This is a genomic window from Cupriavidus sp. DF5525, assembly GCF_040149425.2.
Lineage (GTDB): Bacteria > Pseudomonadota > Gammaproteobacteria > Burkholderiales > Burkholderiaceae > Cupriavidus > Cupriavidus pickettii_A.
On record NZ_CP168266.1, the window covers coordinates 82712 to 100970 of the forward strand.

The 18259-nt window shown below is 64.8% G+C and carries 16 protein-coding genes and 1 pseudogene; 10 read left to right on the forward strand and 7 right to left on the reverse strand.

Annotated features, from left to right (window positions below; genetic code table 11):
* Positions 1-39 precede the first annotated feature (39 nt).
* The 6 genes and pseudogenes from ABNX08_RS21595 (at position 40) to ABNX08_RS21620 (ending at position 6383) form a co-directional block, all read left to right on the forward strand.
* Positions 40-1146 (forward strand): HlyD family secretion protein, encoded by a 1107-nt coding sequence (locus ABNX08_RS21595; RefSeq protein WP_022537728.1) that lies wholly within the window; start codon positions 40-42, stop codon positions 1144-1146.
* Positions 1146-2746, forward strand: a pseudogene (locus ABNX08_RS21600) (DHA2 family efflux MFS transporter permease subunit). The gene ABNX08_RS21595 and the pseudogene ABNX08_RS21600 overlap by 1 nt, the downstream one beginning before the upstream one ends.
* A gap of 123 nt (positions 2747-2869) precedes the next feature.
* Complete coding sequence (locus ABNX08_RS21605; protein WP_022537730.1) at positions 2870-4057, forward strand: thiolase family protein; 1188 nt, start codon at positions 2870-2872, stop codon at positions 4055-4057.
* A 75-nt stretch (positions 4058-4132) separates the two neighbouring features.
* Positions 4133-4591, forward strand: a complete 459-nt coding sequence (locus ABNX08_RS21610; RefSeq protein ID WP_022537731.1) for a MaoC family dehydratase — start codon at positions 4133-4135, stop codon at positions 4589-4591.
* Positions 4592-4602: 11 nt separating this feature from the next.
* A complete protein-coding gene (locus tag ABNX08_RS21615; protein ID WP_041681685.1) occupies positions 4603-5541 on the forward strand; it encodes a ketopantoate reductase family protein in 939 nt (312 codons plus the stop codon).
* 32 nt (positions 5542-5573) lie between these two features.
* Complete coding sequence (locus ABNX08_RS21620) at positions 5574-6383, forward strand: oxepin-CoA hydrolase, alternative type (protein ID WP_022537733.1); 810 nt, start codon at positions 5574-5576, stop codon at positions 6381-6383.
* A gap of 72 nt (positions 6384-6455) precedes the next feature.
* On the opposite strand, the gene ABNX08_RS21625 is transcribed toward ABNX08_RS21620, so the two are convergent.
* From ABNX08_RS21625 to ABNX08_RS21640, 4 genes are all read right to left on the reverse strand, one after another.
* A complete protein-coding gene (locus ABNX08_RS21625; protein WP_022537734.1) occupies positions 6456-7457 on the reverse strand; it encodes a tripartite tricarboxylate transporter substrate binding protein in 1002 nt (333 codons plus the stop codon).
* Between the two features lie 103 nt (positions 7458-7560).
* Complete coding sequence (locus ABNX08_RS21630; RefSeq protein WP_022537735.1) at positions 7561-9492, reverse strand: acyl-CoA synthetase; 1932 nt, start codon at positions 9490-9492, stop codon at positions 7561-7563.
* 2 nt (positions 9493-9494) lie between these two features.
* Positions 9495-10286 (reverse strand): enoyl-CoA hydratase/isomerase family protein, encoded by a 792-nt coding sequence (locus tag ABNX08_RS21635; RefSeq protein ID WP_022537736.1) that lies wholly within the window; start codon positions 10284-10286, stop codon positions 9495-9497.
* 28 nt (positions 10287-10314) lie between these two features.
* Complete coding sequence (locus ABNX08_RS21640) at positions 10315-11499, reverse strand: acetyl-CoA C-acyltransferase (protein WP_022537737.1); 1185 nt, start codon at positions 11497-11499, stop codon at positions 10315-10317.
* 407 nt (positions 11500-11906) lie between these two features.
* Between ABNX08_RS21640 and ABNX08_RS21645 the strand changes: the two genes are divergently transcribed.
* The 4 genes from ABNX08_RS21645 to ABNX08_RS21660 all read left to right on the forward strand — a co-directional run bounded on the left by ABNX08_RS21645 (position 11907) and on the right by ABNX08_RS21660 (position 16233).
* On the forward strand, positions 11907-12386 hold the full coding sequence (locus ABNX08_RS21645) for a carbon monoxide dehydrogenase subunit G (RefSeq protein ID WP_022537738.1): 480 nt from the start codon (positions 11907-11909) through the stop codon (positions 12384-12386).
* A gap of 121 nt (positions 12387-12507) precedes the next feature.
* On the forward strand, positions 12508-12999 hold the full coding sequence (locus tag ABNX08_RS21650) for a (2Fe-2S)-binding protein (protein ID WP_041681686.1): 492 nt from the start codon (positions 12508-12510) through the stop codon (positions 12997-12999).
* Between the two features lies 1 nt (position 13000).
* Entirely contained in the window at positions 13001-15376 is a 2376-nt protein-coding gene (locus tag ABNX08_RS21655) for a xanthine dehydrogenase family protein molybdopterin-binding subunit (RefSeq protein ID WP_022537740.1), read from the forward strand.
* Positions 15373-16233, forward strand: a complete 861-nt coding sequence (locus tag ABNX08_RS21660) for a xanthine dehydrogenase family protein subunit M (RefSeq protein ID WP_022537741.1) — start codon at positions 15373-15375, stop codon at positions 16231-16233. The genes ABNX08_RS21655 and ABNX08_RS21660 overlap by 4 nt, the downstream gene beginning before the upstream one ends.
* Before the next feature lie 20 nt (positions 16234-16253).
* On the opposite strand, the gene ABNX08_RS21665 is transcribed toward ABNX08_RS21660, so the two are convergent.
* The 3 genes from ABNX08_RS21665 to ABNX08_RS21675 all read right to left on the reverse strand — a co-directional run bounded on the left by ABNX08_RS21665 (position 16254) and on the right by ABNX08_RS21675 (position 17966).
* Complete coding sequence (locus tag ABNX08_RS21665) at positions 16254-16973, reverse strand: TetR/AcrR family transcriptional regulator (protein ID WP_022537742.1); 720 nt, start codon at positions 16971-16973, stop codon at positions 16254-16256.
* A 63-nt stretch (positions 16974-17036) separates the two neighbouring features.
* Entirely contained in the window at positions 17037-17480 is a 444-nt protein-coding gene (locus ABNX08_RS21670; RefSeq protein WP_022537743.1) for a helix-turn-helix domain-containing protein, read from the reverse strand.
* Between the two features lie 30 nt (positions 17481-17510).
* Positions 17511-17966 carry a TetR/AcrR family transcriptional regulator gene (locus ABNX08_RS21675; RefSeq protein WP_374063700.1) on the reverse strand — a complete coding sequence of 152 codons (456 nt, stop codon included), beginning with the start codon at positions 17964-17966 and terminating at the stop codon, positions 17511-17513.
* Positions 17967-18259: the final 293 nt, after the last annotated feature.

Genomic DNA, 18259 nt, shown 5'->3' on the forward strand with positions numbered 1-18259 from the left:
CAGGCGGCGGGTAAGTCCTGAAAGCAGAAAGGAAGTGCCATGAGCAGTAACACGCTGACTGAACGGGCGGGTAGCGAACCCGTTCCCGCGTCGAAATCCAAGGCCAGTCCCAAACGGCTCCTGGCGACCGGCGCACTGGTTATCGCCGGACTGGCCGGGATCGGCTACGGCTACCACTGGTGGACGTCGGCCCGCTACCTGCAGAGTACCGACGACGCCTACGTCGGGGGCGATGTCACGGTGATCGGTGCCAAGGTCGGTGGCTACATCGCGGAAGTCGCGGTGACCGACAACCAGTCGGTCCACGCGGGCGATGTGCTGGTCCGCATCGACGACCGCGACTACCGCGCCGCGCTGGCCAAGGCCGAGGGCGCCGTTGCCGCACAACAGGCACTGCTGGCAAACCTGGATGCCACCGCGCGCCTGCAGGAGGCTGTCATTGCCCAGGCCAAGGCCGGCATAGCGGCTACCAATGCCGACACCGTACGGGCGCACGACGACCAGGTGCGCTACGCCAGCCTCGTGGCGAAGGCGGCGGTATCCATCCAGAGCTCGCAAAAGGCTGACTCGGACTACAAGCAGGCGCAGGCCAATGGCGAGAAGGCGCGTGCCTCGCTGCTGGCCGCGCAGCGCCAGCTCGAAGTCATTGGCACGCAGAAGCAGCAGGCCGAGGCGTCGCTGGCGCAGGCGATCGCCGAGCGCGACATCGCGAAGCTGAACCTCAGCTATACGGAACTGCGCGCGCCCGTGGACGGCACCGTGGGCAACCGCCGCGCCCGCGTCGGCGCCTTTGCCGGTGCCGGCAGCCAGCTGCTGTCCGTCGTGCCGGCCAGCGGGCTGTGGGTGGACGCCAACTTCAAGGAAGGACAACTGGCGCACATGCGCCCCGGCATGCCGGTCGAAATTGAAGCCGATGTCCTGCCCGGACGGGTCTTCCATGGCCATGTTGCAAGCCTGGCGCCCGCCACCGGTGCGCAGTTCAGCGTGTTGCCGGCTGAGAATGCCACCGGCAACTTCACCAAGATCGTTCAGCGCGTGCCGGTGCGGATCCGCCTGGATGAGCAGGATGCCCGGCTTGGCGTCCTGCGTCCGGGCCTGTCGGTCGTCGCCCAGGTCAATACGCAGCCCGGCAAGCAGGTGCATTGATGACCACGGCCAGCCTGACCCGCCCTGCGCCCGCCGCGGTGGCGACGCCGGACGAGATGTCCACCGGCGCCAAGGTGTTCGCCTTTGGCACGATGTGCGTGGGCATGTTTATCGCATTGCTGGATATCCAGATCGTTTCCGCGTCGTTGCGCGATATCGGCGGTGCGCTCTCGGCCGGCACCGATGAAACGGTCTGGATACAGACCAGCTACCTGATCGCGGAGATCATCGTCATCCCCTTGTCCGGCTGGCTGTCCCGCGTGATGTCGACGCGCTGGCTGTTCGCCGCCTCGGCGGCGGGCTTCACGGTGACCAGCCTGCTGTGCGGGGTGGCGTGGGACATCCACAGCATGATCGTGTTTCGGGCGCTGCAGGGTTTTCTGGGCGGCTCGATGATCCCGATGGTGTTCACCACGGCCTTTGCTTTCTTCGTCGGCCCCCAGCGCGTTATCGCCGCAGCCACCGTCGGCGGGCTGGCCTCGCTGGCGCCGACACTGGGGCCTACCATCGGCGGCTGGATCACCGATCACTATTCCTGGCACTGGCTGTTCTTCATCAACCTCGTGCCAGGCATCTTCGTCACCATTGCGGTGCCGCTGCTGGTCAAGGTCGACCGGCCCAACTGGTCGCTGGTACGTGGTGCCGATTACCTGGGCATGGGGCTGATGGCGCTGTTCCTGGGTTGTCTCGAATACACCCTGGAAGAAGGGCCGCGCTGGGACTGGTTCGGCGACGACGTGATCTTGGCCACCGCCTGGATCTCCGGCTTGTCGGGCGTGGCCTTCATATGGCGCACGCTGACCTATGCCAACCCGCTGGTGGACCTGCGCGCACTCAAGGACCGCAACTTCGCGCTCGGCTGCTTCTTCTCCTTTGTCACCGGCATCGGCATCTTCGCCACCATCTACCTGACCCCGCTGTTCCTGGGGCGCGTGCGCGGGTTCAGCGCGCTGGATATCGGGCTGGCGGTGTTTTCCACCGGCGTGTTCCAGATGGCGTCGATCCCGCTCTATGCCTTCCTGGCGAACCGGGTCGACCTGCGCTGGCTGATGATGGCCGGCCTGGCGCTGTTTGCGGTGTCGATGTGGTATTTCGCCCCCATCACGCACGACTGGGGCGCGGCGCAGCTGCTGTTGCCGCAGGCGCTGCGCGGCATGGCGCAGCAGTTCGCGGTGGCGCCCACGGTGACGCTGACGCTGGGCAGCCTGCCGCCGGAGCGGCTCAAGCTTGCGTCCGGGCTGTTCAACCTGATGCGCAATCTTGGAGGCGCCATCGGCATCGCGGCTTGCGCGACCGCGCTCAACAATCGCGGCAATCTGCACTTCATGCGCGAGGCAGAGCACTTGAATATCAGTAATGAAGCCATGAGCAACCTGCTGCAGGGGCTCAGCAACCAGTTTGTGGCGATCGGGCTCGATGCCGCCGATGCGCAGACTGCGGCGCTCAGGCAATTGTGGGGGCTGGCCTGGCGCGAGGCGCAGACACAGACATTTGGCGACATCTTCCTGCTGATCCTGGTCTGCTTCGCGATTGCCACCGCGATGGTGCCGCTGATGCGCAAGGTTGCAGCACCGAAGGGCCGTCGGCAGATGCGCATTGAATGCCGTCAGGACACGGGAGCCTATTGCAAGGTCCAGGACTCGGCCACCACGCCTGTTCCGCACGGCGCGTCGCCTGACGCGCGTGCGACCGATTGATGCTAACTTTTGCCAGGGAGAATGCAATGAATGCAAGAGATGTCGTGCTGTGCCAGCCCGTGCGGACCGCCATTGGCGCCTACAACGGCTCATTGAAATCCATTCCGGCGACCGAGCTCGGTGCCACGGTGATCCGGGCATCGGTGCAGGCCGCGGGAATCGATCCGGAACAGGTTGGCAGCGTCGTGTTCGGCAATGTGATTCAGGCCGGCAACCGGATGAACCCCGCCCGCCAGGCAGCCATCGGCGCGGGCCTGCCGGTTTCAGTGCCTGCCATGACCGTCAATCGCGTATGCGGCTCCGGGGCACAGGCTATCGCAACGGCCGCGGATGAGGTGCGGCTGGGTTATGTCGACGTGGCCGTTGCCGGCGGCATGGAAAATATGGACCGCGCGCCTTACCTGATGCCTTCCGGGCGCTGGGGACAACGCATGGGCGACACGGTACTGCATGACAGCATGCTCTACGACGGACTGCACGATGCATTCTCCGGACAGCACTCCGGATGGCATACCGAGGACCTGGTCGCGCGCTATGCGCTCAGCCGGGACGCGCAGGACCGCTGGGCCGAACGTTCGCAGCGCAACTTCGCGCTGGCCCAGGCGCAGGGGCGATTCGCCGGCCAGATCGTCGGCGTGCCGGTGAAGGGGAAGGGCGGCACCACGATGTTCCAGGCGGACGAAGCCAACCGGCCAGACACCAGCCTCGAAACGCTCGGCAAGCTCAAGCCCGCGTTCCGCCCGGACGGCACCATCACGGCCGGCAATGCACCGGGGCTCAACAGCGGGGCGGCGGCCATGATCGTTGCCGAACGTTCGCTGGCCGAGGCCAGGGGGCTGCAGCCGATGGCGCGGCTGGTGGCCTATGGGGTGGGCGCGGTGGAGCCCGGCCTGTTCGGGCTGGGGCCCGTCCCGGCAGTGCGGCAGGCGCTGCAGCGCGCCGGCTGGCAGCTGGGCGATATTGAACGCATCGAGATCAATGAAGCGTTTGCCGCGGTTCCCCTGGCGGTGGCTGCGGAGCTGGGTTTGCCCCACGACATCATCAATGTCGACGGTGGCGCCATTGCGCACGGCCATCCGATCGGAGCGACCGGCGCGGTGCTCACCACGCGCCTGCTGCATGCCATGCGCGCGGATGGTATCCGGCGCGGCATCGTCACGCTGTGCATCGGCGGCGGACAAGGGATTGCGCTGGCGCTCGAGGCGCTGGCCTGATTCGTCGCCGGCTGTATCGCAACGGGCGGGCGCTGGTCCGTGAATTCAGCGTGAAGAAATCTGGAGGAGCAAACAATGAACATCCAATACATCGAGGATCTGGCCCCGGGCCAGAAGTACGGTTCAGGGCGGCTGCAGGTCGAGCCGGACAGGATCAAATCCTTCGCCGCCGAGTTTGACCCGCAGCCTTTCCATCTCGATGAAGACGCTGCCCGCGACACGCTGTTCCGCGGCCTGGCCGCGAGCGGCTGGCACACGGCGGCGCTGACCATGCGCCTGCTGGTCGACGGCGAGCTTCGGCCCGCGGGCGGCATCATCGGTGCGGGGTTTGAGGAACTGCGCTGGCCCAAGCCGGTGCGGCCCGGCGATGCGTTGCGTGTCGAGAGCGAGATCCTGGAGGTGCGGACGTCGAAGTCGCGCCCTGACCAGGGCATCGTGAAGGTGCGCATCACGACCTTCAACCAGCATGATGAGCCGGTGCAGGCCGGCGTCGTCAACCTGGTCGTGCAGTGCCGTCCCGTCGATAACGCGTGAACGGGGGCGCCATGAAGATATTGGTACTTGGTGCCGGTGCAATGGGTGGCTACTACGGCGCGCGACTGATCGAAGCCGGTGCGGACGTGACTTTCCTGGTGCGGCCCGGACGCGCGCAGGCGCTGGAACGCCATGGGCTGGCGGTGCGAAGTGAGCTTGGCGGCTTCCATCGCCCGGTAAGTACGGTCCAGGCGGGCAAGGTCGAGGCGCAGTATGACCTCGTCCTTCTGGCTTGCAAGGCCTATGACCTTGACGATGCGATCGCTGCGATCAGTCCGGCAGTCGGCCCCCGCACGGCGGTCTTGCCTCTGCTCAATGGCCTGGCTGCCTATGACCGGCTCGACCATCGCTTTGGCCGGGAGCGCGTGCTGGGCGGGGTCTCGTACATCGCGACAACACTGGCCGCGGACGGCACCGTCCTGCACGCTGGCCGCATGGACCGGCTGGTGGTCGGCGCGCGCGCCGCGCAGACGTCCGCGCTGGCCGCGGAGTTCCATGCGCTGGTGTCCCGGGCAGCGGGCGTGCGCGAGATATCCGCGACGATCGAGCAGGAGCTGTGGAACAAATGGGCCATGATCGCCGCAGGCGCGGTCATGACCTGCCTGATGCGAGGGACCGTGGCGGACATCATGAAGACGCATGACGGCCGTCGCCTGATGCTTGATGCGATCGCGGAGTGCCATACAGTGGCGCAACTGTGCGGGCACGCCATCCCGGAACCTGTTGCCGATGCCATGCAGGCCCGCCTGCTGGACCGTGCATCGACCTGGGCTGCGTCGATGATGCGGGATATTGCCCAGGGCGCCCCGCGCATCGAAGCCGACGCCATCGTCGGCGATCTCATCGCTCGCGCTGCCAAACACGGGCGCGATCTCCCGTTGAGCCGCACGGCCTATTGCCACCTGCAGGTCTATGAGGGTCAGCGCGCTGCGCAGCAGACTGCTGGCTGATCGGACCCCGCCCCACTGACAGAATTCACGACATGACCACTTTTTCTTCTTTGCTGCAGCGCACGGAAGGCCGCGTGCTGGTGCTCACCATCAACAATCCCGGCAAGCGCAACGCCATCGCGGCCGACCTCTATGACAACATCCGCGCCGCGCTGGCCGCTGCCGCGGACAATCCGGAGATTGGCGCGATCGTGCTGACCGGCGCCGACAACTACTTCTGTGCAGGCGGCGACCTGGAACTGATCAGCAAGCGGCGGGACCTGACTTACGAGGAGCGCATCGAGCGCCTCGGGCACCTGCACGACGTGGTGGCCAAGCTGCGCGATTTCCCGAAGCCGATCGTGGCGGCGGTCGAAGGCGGGGCGGCGGGCGCGGGCTTCTCGCTGGCAGTGGCCTGCGACCTGCTCGTGGCGTCTGCTGGTGCTGCCTTCTCGATCGCCTATGTGAAGGTGGGGCTGACCCCGGATGGCGGCATTACGGGCCTGCTGGCACAAAGCCTGTCGCGGCAGGTGCTGACGCAGCTGGCGTTGACCGGCGATCGCATCACGGCGGAGCAGCTGCAGCAGTTCGGGGTCGTCAACCAGTTGGTTGAAGCGGGACAGGTCGGCGCCGTGGCGATCGCGCTGGCGGAGCGGCTTGCGCAAGGGCCCCAGCAGGCCATGGCATCGATCAAGGCGCTGTGCCGGCATGCCCATGAGCGCACGCTCGACGACCAGCTGGAAGCCGAGCGGATCTCGATGGCCGTGGCCCAGGGCGGCGCCGAAGCCGCCGAAGGCATTGCTGCATTCCTTGGGAAACGGCCCACCGATTTTGCCAGCCTGCCCCGCGGCAAAGCTGGCTGACCGCGGTGCCACAGGGGCCTCGACGAGGCCCCCTCAGGCCACCCCTCAGGCCCCACTAGGCCCCACCAGGCCTTATTGCCCGGCCAGCTTCAGGTCTTTGGCAATGCGGGTCAGCTTGGCGTGCTCGCTGTGCAGGAAGGCTTGCGCCTGGGCCATCGTCATCGGCTCAATCGCGCGCTGCAGGTTGACGCTGCGGCGGGTGCTGTTCTCGGGGCTGGTCACCCAGGCGTTCATGGCCTCCACCACGCGTGCCGTCACGGCGTCTGGTGTATCCGGCGGGGCCAGCACGCCTGCCCACTGGCTGTACTCGAAATCGACCAGGGCTTTGTTTTCAGACAGCGCGGGCACATCCGGCAACGACGGATGCCGGGCCTTGCTGGCGACCCCGATCGGCTTGAAGCGGCCGGCCTTGATCATGCCGTAAGTCGGGCCACCCATGGGAATAAAGGTCAGGTCTACCTGTGCACCGGCAATGTCGCTCGTGACCGGGGCCGCGCCTTTGTATGGCACTTCCAGGAAGCGTACGCCGGTGCGGGCCTGGAAGTCGACGCCGACCAGGTGGGGCGCCGAGCCGGGGCCCCAGTGTGCCAGCGACAGCGGACGGTTCTTCGGGTTCTTCGCGTAGGCGATGACCTCGTCGACGTTCTTGAACGACAACGAGGGATTCGAGACCAGGATGAAGTCTGAAATCCCGCTGAAGCCCGTCAGCCTGAACTTCTCCGGCGAGTACCTGGCCGATGGGATGGTGAGCGGTGCGATCAGGAAGTCGATGCCGGTGGTGCCCAGCAAGGTGTAGCCATCGCTGGCGCTGCGCAGCACGTTCATCGCGCAGATCGAGCCACTTGCACCGGGCAGGTTGTCGGCAATGACGTTCTGCCCCAGGCTCCGCTTCATCACGACGGCTGCCGCGCGGATCGATTCGTCCGCCGGGCCGCCAGCGGGAAATGCGACCTTGACGACAATCGGCTTGCTCGGATAGGGCGCTTCCGCCCTCAGCCAGGATGGGGCGAGCATCGCCGGCGCGGCGCCGCAGGCAGCCTGCAGCAGGCGCCGGCGCGAAAGCTGGATGGTCATGGTTGTCTCCTTGATGGATTCTGCGAGCCTGCATGCCGGGCGTGAGGCGCTGCCGGCATGCAACTCGCACTGCCTCTGGTGAGGCCCTGTTCTCAGGAATGGGTTACTCGTAGACCACCGTGTACTTGATCGTCAGCGTCGAGAACGCTTTGCCGATGGTGGCTACCGCGACCTCCCTTTCCTCGTTGCTCAGGGTGGCGGGCAGCACCAGCGTGGACAGGATGCCTTGGTCCCCGCGATCCTCGATGCGGATATCGACAAGCGGAACCGGTGTGTCCGCCTTGACCTCGGCAAGCATCTGCCGCTGCGCCCGCAGCACGGCGTCACTGCGCAGCGTGTTCTTCTGGATCTTGCCGACAGCAGTCTTCGGGATGGCATCGACCAGGTAGAACTGCTTGGGCACGGCGGCACGTTCCGGGATCACCTCATAAGCGTAGTGCTTGATGCGTCCGATCGGGAAGGTGCTACCCGGCTTGAGCGCGATGTACGCGACCGGCAATTCCCCGGCATGCGCGTCCGGCAGGCCGACGGCGGCGGCATCGAAGACCTCGGGGTGCCGATACAGCGCCTCTTCGATCATGCGCGGATCGATATTGTTGCCGCCGCGGATGATCAGGTCCTTGGCCCGGCCGGTCAGCCAGAGGTAACTATCCTGGTCCGCATAGCCCAGGTCGCCGGTATTGAACCAGCCGCCCTCGAACCAGATGCTCTTGTTCTGCTCCGGGTTCAGGTAGCCGGCGAAGATGTTGGGTCCGCGCACCACCACGATGCCAGGCTCGCCCGGCTCACACTCGCGCTGGATGCTGCCACCGGCAGCCTTGACGACCTTCATCTCCTGGTAGGCCATAGGGAGGCCGATCGAGCCGATGCGCCGCTCGCCATAGCGGGGGTTGGTTGCGCTCAGCGCGGTACCTTCGGTCAGGCCGTAGCCCTCGAAGATCATCGCGCCGGTCTTCTGCTCGAACGCCTCCGCGACGGCCACCGACAACGGCGCGGTACCGCAACTCGCCGCCTTGAGCGAGCTGATGTCGGCGTTGCCGATCGGGATGTTCAGGGCCATGTTCACCACGCTCGGCACCATGCCCAGCGCCGTGACCCCGAAGTGGTCGACGATCTGCCAGAGATTGCGGATGACGGAAGGATCGCGCCAGCCGCTGGAGGTCAGCAGTACGACCGATGCGCCACGGGCCAGCGGCATCAGGCAGTTGGTGAGCACGCCCGTGACATGGAACATCGGCACGCCGCAGACGCGCACGTCATCTGGCTGGACGTCGATCTGCATCGCGCTCACCCAGGCCATGGCCACCTCGTTGCCATGGGTGTGGAGCGCAAGCTTGGGCGTGCCGGTGGTGCCACCGGTATGGAACATCGAGGCGGTATCTTTCGGCGAGAAGACCCGCTTGCTGTCGAGCGTCTCGCCCTTGAAGTGGGTAAGCCCGGCGTCGAGATCGACAATCCCTGCCTCGCTCGCCGTGCCGCCGCCGGCCTTGATCCAGTGCCGGACGTCGGGCAGCTCGCGCCGCACCAGCATGGCTTTGTTCCAGGCCTCGATATCCGCGTCGGGACCATAGGCGATCACCGCCTTGGCGCCGGCGTTGCGCAGCAGCGCCGCGATAATCTCCGGCTCCAGCATCCAGTTGACCGGGCAGGCAATGCCAGTCGCCTCGCTGCCCCAGAGCGCGTACTGCGACTCCGGCGTCACCGGCATCAGCACCCCGATGACGTCGTCGGGGCCGAGGCCCAGCGAGTGCAGCAGGTTGGCGGTCTGCGTGATACGCCCGAACAGTTGCGCATGGGTGATGGTGACCGCCTTGCCCAGCTCGTCGCCGGAGGCGAAGTAGTGCAGGGCGGGCGCTTCCGGCGCACGATCGCGCGCTAGGCGCAGCAAATCGTAGGTGCTGTGAGGCAGCTGACGGTCGCTAAGCGGCGTCTGCTCGAAATCCCTGATATCGGCGAGCGACGTCACCTTCAGCCGCGGCTGGTAGGGATCGACCTGACCCGGGCTGGCCGCCATTCTTGTGTTGAACTGGGTCATGATCAGGTTCCCTGGTAGACCGGACGGCGCTTGTTCAGGAACGCTTCACCGCCTTCATGCATATCGTCCGTGCTGAACAGCGTGGCGAAAGCAAGCTGTTCCAGCATCAGCGCCGTATCGAGACTTGCGTCCTGACCGTTATTGATCATCAGCTTGGCCATCGCAATGGAGTGCGGCGATTTCTCGGCAATGCGTTGCACATAGGCCTTCGCTTCCTCCAGTACCTGGCTGGCGGGCACCACCTTGTTGACGAGCCCGATGCGGTAAGCCTCGTCCGGCTTGATGATTTCGCCGGTAAAGATCATTTCCTTGGCGCGTGTCGCACCAACCAGCCGGGTCAGCCGCTGGGTACCTCCGCGCCCCGGAATCAGGCCTACGTTCGTTTCGGTCTGTCCGAGCAGGGCGTTGTCCGCGGCCACGCGCAGGTCGCACGCCATGGCCAGCTCCAGGCCGCCGCCAAAGCACGGCCCGGCAATGGCCGCGATCACGGGGATGGTGCTGTGGTGAATCAGCGCCCACAAGTCGGGTGCACCGCTGGTCGGCACGAAGGCCTCGATCGGGCGGCGTGCGAGCATCTCGGGAATATCGCCCCCGGCGACGAACGCCTTGGTGCCGCCCCAGAGGACGATGCCGCGCACTGTCCGGTCGGCCATCAGCGAGGACAGCGCCGCGTAGAGGTCAGTGCGAAGCGTCGTGTTGAGTGCGTTGTACTTCTCCAGCCGGTTCATGGTGACGACGGCACAGGGGCCATCCCGGTCTACGAAGACGGTTTCGTATTCGGTGATATTGCTCATCAGGTGTCTCCTGTTTTTCCTGGGTCTCTTAGTGAATGAACTCGAACAGCCCGGCTGCGCCCATGCCGCCGGCGGCGCACATGGTCACGACGCCATACTTGGCCTTGCGGCGACGCCCTTCGAGCAGGATGTGGCCGACCTGGCGCGCACCCGTCATGCCATACGGATGTCCGATGGCGATGGCGCCGCCGTTGACATTGACGCGCTCCAGGGGCAAGCCCAGTTGGTCGATGCAATACAGCGCCTGGCAACCGAACGCCTCGTTGAGTTCCCACAGGTCGATGTCGTCGATGGAGAGCTCGTTGCGCTCAAGCAGACGCGGGACCGCACGAACAGGACCGACGCCCATTTCGTCCGGTTCCACACCGGCGGTGGCCAGGCCAACGAAGTACCCCAGCGGTTCGAGGCCGCGCCGTTCGGCTTCGCGTTCGGACATCACCACCAGCGCCGCGGCGCCGTCCGACAACTGGCTGGAATTGCCGGCCGTGACCTGGTAACCCTCGCCCTTCACTGCGGGCAGCACGCGCAGCTTTTCCAGCGTGGTGTCGGCGCGGACACCTTCGTCGGCCTCGAGCAGGAACTCAACCGTCGAAGTCTCGCCCGTCTCCTTGTTCGTCACCGACTTGATCGATGCGAGCGGAACAATCTCTTCAGAGAAACGGCCTGCCTTCTGTGCTTCGACGGTGAGCTGCTGGCTACGCACGGAGAACTCGTCGGCGCGCTCCCGCGACATGTCATAACGCTTGGCTAGGATCTCCGCGGTATCGATCATGTGCAGATAGACATCCGGGCGATTCTTTGCCAGCCAGGCTTCTTGCTGGGCGACCTTCAGCGTGACCGGCTGCGACAGGCTGATGGACTCGACGCCGCCCGCCACCATCACCGGCACCTTATCGATCAGCACGCGCTGCGCGGCAAAGGCGACCGCCTGCAGCCCGGACGCGCAGAAGCGCGTCAGCGTGGTGCCGCTCACGGACACCGGCAGGCCGGCGCGGATGCCACCGGCGCGGGCAACGTTGCCACCGGTGGCGGCGATGGGTTGGCCGCAGCCAAAGATGATGTCTTCGACTTCCCCGCCGTCGATTCCCGCGCGCTGGACGGCATGCTGGATGACGTGGCCTGCCATGGTCGCCCCATGGGTCATGTTGAATGCGCCTCGGCTGGCTTTACCGATCGGGGTGCGGGCATACGAAACGATTACTGCGCGAGACATGGGTTCTCCTTTGGAGTTGATGGATGCAGACGTTCTCAGTCTGTCAGGCCAAATATAGACAGTGGATACATTAAGCGGCGAATCGTTCATTGGAACGAACGAACGGATGGCAGCGTTGAACGTGTCAGGTGCCTTGCCCGCTCCGTATGGCCCCTGATCTCCACGGGCACATGCGGTGTATCCACTGTCTACATGCTAGGCGGACGATCTTGGCGACGTCAAGAACTGGTAGGCAATGTTCGGGTTTACCTGCCTCTCCATTTCTTGACGGTGCACAACTCGCTCTCTAGGATATAGACACTGACTAGATTGACGTCGGGCCAAAAGGGCGAAGGAAACGCAGCAGCATTTGCAGCTTCGTGGCGGTTCCGTCGCCATGGGGATGGCAGAAACTGGAGGGATAAAAATTGGAATTCACTGGCGCACAGGTCATCAAGGCCTCCAGGGAAGAGGTCTGGAAGCGGTTGAATGATCCGGCTACGTTCCAGCAATGTTTGCCGGGATGTGAGCAATACCTGCAGGGCGATGACGGTGGCTATGACGCGGTAATCGTCGCGGCCGTCGGGCCAATCAAGGCGCGTTTCAAGGGCACGGCCCGCTTCTCCGACCACCAGGAGGGCATTGGTTATCACATCGAAGGCAGCGGCAGCGGTGGCGTCGCGGGCTTCGGCAAGCTGGGCGCCGATGTCCGGCTGGAAGACGTCGAAGGCGGCACTGCCCTGCATTACGTTGCCGCAGCGCAGATGGGAGGGAAGCTGGCACAGATCGGATCCCGTCTGGTCGGCGCCGTGGCGAACAAGTTCCTGGCGGAGTTCTTTTCCCGCTTCGAAAAGCTGGTGAGTCTTGAAGGAGATGGAGGCAGTTCCCTGGCACCTTCCCCTGACTGAGCCCCGGCCGGCCAGGGAAGGACCTGCTGATATTTTTTTTGCCCTTTAGTATGATGACCGTAATACTATAAGCGTGACCGGTGCTGATGCCGGAGGGGCAAACGGAGACACAGAGGCGACAGTGAAAATAGAGAACACTATCAATGGCGTGAGCGGCACAACCGAGATCGAGCCGAGGCGGCTCCTGGTGCATTTGTTGCGGGACCAGAAGCGCCTGACCGGCGTCCACATCGGTTGTGACACCTCGCAATGCGGGGCCTGCACGGTGCTGATCGACGGAACGACCGTGAAGTCATGCACCGTGCTTGCCGCCCAGACCGACGGCTGCGAGCTCCATACGATCGAAGGGATGGACAACGATCCCACGACGACCGTCCTGAAGGAAGCCTTCAACGAGCTTCATGGCCTCCAGTGTGGATTCTGTACCCCGGGAATGCTGCTTGCGGCACGGGCGCTCCTTGCGCATCAGGCCGCGCCTTCGGAACACGAGGTCAGGGAAGCGCTGCACGGCAACCTGTGCCGCTGTACCGGGTACCAGAATATCGTCGATGCGGTGCTGCTTGCCGCGACCAGGCTGCAGCAGACGCCGTCCGCCACCTGTGGGGAGTCTTGAGATGAGCGAAGCACAGAACGGTAGTGCAACCAAGTACATCGGCAAGTCGGTCAGGCGCCGCGAAGACAAGCGCCTGATGAGCGGCCGGGGCAAGTTCACCGATGACCATCAGTTCCCGGGCATGGTCTTCGCGGCCTTCGTGAGGTCGCCTTTTGCCCACGCCAAGGTGCGCGGAATCGATACGGCGGACGCGCGCGCACTGCCTGGCGTGATCGGCGTATTGACCTATGCCGACATCGAGGGCAAGGTCGGCGACATCCGGCCGAACTGGGTCGTGGGCAACTCGAAGGTGCCTCCCCATCCACCGCTTGCTGCCGACCGCGTGCGCTACGCCGGGGAGGCCGTGGCGATGGTAGTGGCACAAACGCGCGAGATCGCTGCGGACGCCGCCGAACTCGTCACGGTCGACTACGAGGAGCTTCCGACCGTCGTCGACGCGGAAGCTGCACTGGCAGAGTCAGCGCCCCAGCTCCACGACAACGTCCCCGGCAATCGCATTGGCGTCTTCCGGCTAAAGGGCGGCAACTACGAGGATGCGGTGAAGCAAGCCGACCGGGTCGTGTCGATCCGGCTGGTCAATCAGCGGCTGATACCGAGCCCGCTCGAGCCTCGCGCCTTGTGTGCGACCTACGACCCCACTGACGAGCGCCTGACGTTCATCGTCCCCACTCAGGTTCCGCATATGTCGAGGCGGTGGCTGGCGGAAACGCTCCGGTGGCCAGAGCACCGGATCCGGCTGGTTGCGCCGGATATCGGCGGCGGGTTCGGCGCAAAAATGCATTTCTATGCGGAAGAGGTGCTGGTGGCGTTCGCATCCCGGCACTTCGGCCTTCCGGTCAGCTGGACCGAGACGCGCAGCGAGAACCATGTCGCGACCACGCACGGCCGCGCGCATACGGAATACGTGGACGCACCCGTCACCAAGGACGGCAAGGTGCTGGGGATCAGGTTGCGATCGTTCGCCAATCTTGGCGCCTATCTCTCCAATATGGCGACGGGCATCCCTACCATCAACACGGCGAACTACATCACGGGGAACTACCAGATATCGTCGGTCGATGCGGAGGTCAATCTGGTGACGACCAACACCACGCCGGTCGACGCCTATCGGGGCGCCGGACGGCCGGAAGCCGCCTATATCATCGAGCGGCTGATGGACGCGGTAGCCGGGGAACTCGACATCGACCCGGTCGAACTACGACGCCGCAACCTGGTGCGGGCGGATCAGTTCCCTTACCAGCCGCACGACGGCGCGCGCGGCAAATGGGATTCCGGCGACTACGAGGCCTGCCTGGCGAAGGCGACCGAGCTGATCGGCTACCAGCGTTGGCGCGAGGAGCAAGCCACGCTGCGCCAGCAGGGCAAATACATCGGCATCGGGGTGATCTGCTATCTGGAACTGGTGGGCATGGGCATTTCGCCGATGCTGGAGAAGGTCGGCTTCGACCGGGGCGGCTGGGAGAGCGCGCATGTCCGCGTGCATTCCGATGGCAAGGTCACGCTGTTCAGCGGATCGATGCCGCAAGGCCACGGCCACGCCACCAGCTTTGCGCAGATCGTCGCGGAAGCCCTGCAACTGCCGATGGACGATATCGATGTGGTCCAGGGCGATACCGATCGCGTGCTGGCGGGGCATGGCACCTTCAATTCGCGATCGATGCCCGTAGGGGGAAGTGCTGCCTACCTGGCGGCGAGCAAGATCCTGGCAAAAGCACGCCGGATCGCAGGCATCATGCTGGAAGTGCCTGAAGCGGAAGTTCACTATGCCGATGGCCAGTTCACAAGCGCAGCCAACCCCACCGTTATTCCCTTCGCGAAGGTCGCAAGAATGGCATATCTTGCGCACAAGCTGCCCAGGGATGTTGAAGCCGGCCTGGATGAACGCGTCTTCTATGAGCCGGTCGCCCTGGGAGCGCCGAACGGCTGCCATGCAGTGGTCGTGGAGGTCGATGCGGAGACCGGCACGGTGGCGATTCTCGACTATGTGGCGGTGGATGACGTCGGCGTGATGATCAATCCCATGCTTTGCCACGGCCAGATGCACGGCGGGATCGCGCAAGGCATCGGCCAGGCTTTGTTTGAAGAGGCCAAATATGACGAAGCCGGGCAATTGCTTTCGGGTTCGCTGCTCGACTATGGCTTCCCGCGCATCGAGCAGATACCGCGCATGCGTACCGGCTTCCATGTCTCCCCGGCGCCCTCGAACCCGCTGGGCGTCAAGGGCATCGGTGAGGCCGGCTGCGTCGGTGCGCCGCCCGCGATCGTCGCGGCGGTATGCGATGCCTTGAAGCCATTCGGCATATCCCATCTCGATATGCCCCTGACGCCGCCAAAGGTCTGGCGGGCGATTCACGAGACCAGCCGGAGCGCGACATGATTCCCTATGAAGTCGAATACCTGAAGGCGGGCAGTGTGCAACAGGCGCTCTCCGTGCTAGCGCAGAACCCCGACGCCAAGATCCTGGCCGGCGGCCATACGCTGCTGCCGATGATGAAGCTGAGACTGGCCAGGCCGGCTTTACTGGTCGATATCGGCCGCCTGCCTGAACTCCGTGGCATCGCGGTCCATCAGGATGCTATCTCGATCGGCAGCGTGACGACCCACGCCGAACTGGAAGCAAGCGCGGAGCTGAAGCAGCTGGCGCCGCTGTTTCCGCTCGCCGCGAGCGTGATTGCCGATCCGACGGTCAGGAACCGCGGAACCATCGGTGGCGCGCTGGTACACGCCGACCCGTCGGCGGACTGGCCGGCTGTCGTGCTGGCCGCCGGCGGCGAGATGGAGATTGTGGGCGCACAAGGCACAAGACGCATCCCCGCGTATGAGTTCTTTGTCGACTTCATGTCTTCGGCCGTGCAGCCGGACGAGGTCCTGACGCGCATCCATGTGCCATTGCCAGCCGCAACGCGGGTCGCATACCGCAAGTTCCGGCATCCTTCGTCAGGGTACGCGGTGGCCGCCGCGGCGGTCGCGATCGAGGTGGTCAACGATGGCTACGCATGGGGGCGGATCGGCATCACCGGCGTCGCCGATAAGGCGTTTCGCGCCACGTCGGCCGAGGCCTTGCTGGAAGGCAACTTTACCGACATCGCGGATAAGGTGGATGCCATTGTCGACACGGCATTCGCCGACGTGACCCCGCTGGAAGACAACTTTGCCGATGGTGCATACCGGCTGCAGCTGGGCCGGGTCATGCTGAAGCGGGCGCTCCTCGAAGCCCTCGAACCACGGCGCTGAGTGCTGCAACGCCGGGGTGGCTACGACTGCGCGGCGCTTCGTGGCCTTGCCCTGGGCTTGCTTGCGGCGGCATCCGCTCCGGATGCCGCCGCCTTTTTCTTCCCTGCCGCCAGCAGGCCGGTCAGCACGAACTGCTGTACGCTCTGCCGCCATTGCGCCAGCGCGACTTTCGGGCGCGGGCTCGGTCCGGTCGGCTTGGCACTGAAGAACATGCTGACGCCGTGCATGGCCGACCACGCGCAGCGCACCATCATGTCGTCGAACTGCTCAGCCAGATGGTTTTCCCGGAAGTAGTCTTGGACCGCGCCGGACAACAGCTGGTAGGACGCGTTTCCTGCTTCAAGCAGCTCGGGGTAATTTTCCTTCGCTTCGATCTGCGGCCCGAACATCAGGTAGAAGAGGGCCGGATGCCTGACGGCGAACTCGATATAGCCATCCATGACGGTGAGCAACCGCGCCTCGGCAGTCATCTCGGGCGACAGCCGGGCGCGGCGCACGGCGACCAGTTCACGGAACCCGTCGGCGGCGATGGCGGCCAGCAGGCCTTCCTTGTCGGCAAACTGGTTGCGCGGCGCGCCGTGGGACACCCCCGCGAGCTTGGCCGCGGAGCGCAGCGTCAGTCCGTGGACGCCCTTGTCGGCCAGGATCTCCCTGCCGCAGCGGATCATTTCTTCCCGCAGGTTGCCATGGTGATAGCTTTGGCGGGCCGGGCGGGTCGTTGAGGTGGTCATGAGTGCCATTCGCGATGTCGTCAGGCCTCAATATTAGCGCTAACCCGACCCTCTCCCCAGCCTCGCCGTTGATTAACGCGTCCGGCTGCTGATCACCTGGACGTCGTCGAAGCAGATCAGCGAACCATCAGCGCGCGTCAGCGGCGGCGCCATGATTTCTTCGCCCGTCTGCGTGTCTACGAAAACCGTGGCGCGCCGCCTCGGTTCAGCCCATCGCTCCGCCCACGCCTTGAGGCTCAGGTAGGTAGGCAGGAAATCGCGCGCGCTTTCGCTCAGGAAGTAGGCGCAGCGTGTGCTGCCTGCTATCGGCCGGCGTACCAGCAGGCCATGATCGGTCATCGCCTGGAGCCTGGCGCTCAGGATATTCGAGGCAATGCCGAGGCGCCGCTCGAATTCCTCGAAGCGTGTCGCGCCGTAATACGCTTCACGCAGGATCAGGATGACCCAGCGCTCGCCCAGCACCGCCGCGGCGCGGGCAACGGAGCATGGCATGTCAAGGAAGCGGGTGCGACTCATCTCGCCTTGTCCTGGGCGCAGGCCGTCGCGCTATAGCGACGACTGGAGGGCATCCACGATTTCCGTGGACAGCGCTTCCGAGCGGACGGCGCGAGCCAGCACGAGGCCGCCGACCATGGAAGCGAGCGTGACGATCGCGTCCTTGCGGGAAGCCTCATCATCACTCCCCGCGACCAGTTCGATCAGCGACGCGACGCGCGCCTCGAAGCGCCGCCGCGTCTTGGCCTCAAGGCGCGAAACATCCGTGCCGAGCGCTGCGATCGCGCAACCCGATCCAGGATTGTCGCGGTGCTTCTTGCTCACATAGGCGCCAACGATGGCGCTCTTGCGCTGCGTGGGCGGCGCGGCTTGCGCTGCGTGCTCGAGAAACTCCATGGTCTGGTCGAAGGCGGCATCAATTGCCTCGGCAATCAAGGCGTCCTTGGAGTCGAAGTGTGCGTAGAAACCGCCATGCGTCATGCCGGCGCTCTTCATCAACTGCGCCACGCCGATGCCGTTGACACCGTGCTTGCGAAATTGCGTCGAAGCCGTCTTGACGATGTGCTTGTGGGTTTCGGCTTTCTGGTCCTGTGAATAACGCATGGTCGGGGAGGGAATAGTTGGAGGGCGCATGTGTCTCTGCAATATATAGCATTACGATCATCATGACATCCGATTCCTTCCGGATGTCAGCGCGTAGTGGCTTGTTCCCCGCACTCCCGAACTTGCCCTTAGGGATAGCACCGAGGGGAGGTGGCGTGATCTTCCTTGACCCTGCAGGTTCCCCTGACTAGCATGTA

Coding starts and splice junctions, on each gene's coding strand:
- ABNX08_RS21670 (WP_022537743.1), bottom strand. CDS start 17,480: ATGAGTCGCACCCGCTTCCTTGACATGCCATGCTCCGTTGCCCGCGCC.
- ABNX08_RS21625 (WP_022537734.1), bottom strand. CDS start 7,457: ATGACCATCCAGCTTTCGCGCCGGCGCCTGCTGCAGGCTGCCTGCGGC.
- ABNX08_RS21640 (WP_022537737.1), bottom strand. CDS start 11,499: ATGTCTCGCGCAGTAATCGTTTCGTATGCCCGCACCCCGATCGGTAAA.
- ABNX08_RS21610 (WP_022537731.1), top strand. CDS start 4,133: ATGAACATCCAATACATCGAGGATCTGGCCCCGGGCCAGAAGTACGGT.
- ABNX08_RS21615 (WP_041681685.1), top strand. CDS start 4,603: ATGAAGATATTGGTACTTGGTGCCGGTGCAATGGGTGGCTACTACGGC.
- ABNX08_RS21595 (WP_022537728.1), top strand. CDS start 40: ATGAGCAGTAACACGCTGACTGAACGGGCGGGTAGCGAACCCGTTCCC.
- ABNX08_RS21630 (WP_022537735.1), bottom strand. CDS start 9,492: ATGACCCAGTTCAACACAAGAATGGCGGCCAGCCCGGGTCAGGTCGAT.
- ABNX08_RS21665 (WP_022537742.1), bottom strand. CDS start 16,973: ATGGCACTCATGACCACCTCAACGACCCGCCCGGCCCGCCAAAGCTAT.
- ABNX08_RS21635 (WP_022537736.1), bottom strand. CDS start 10,286: ATGAGCAATATCACCGAATACGAAACCGTCTTCGTAGACCGGGATGGC.
- ABNX08_RS21660 (WP_022537741.1), top strand. CDS start 15,373: ATGATTCCCTATGAAGTCGAATACCTGAAGGCGGGCAGTGTGCAACAG.
- ABNX08_RS21620 (WP_022537733.1), top strand. CDS start 5,574: ATGACCACTTTTTCTTCTTTGCTGCAGCGCACGGAAGGCCGCGTGCTG.
- ABNX08_RS21605 (WP_022537730.1), top strand. CDS start 2,870: ATGAATGCAAGAGATGTCGTGCTGTGCCAGCCCGTGCGGACCGCCATT.
- ABNX08_RS21655 (WP_022537740.1), top strand. CDS start 13,001: ATGAGCGAAGCACAGAACGGTAGTGCAACCAAGTACATCGGCAAGTCG.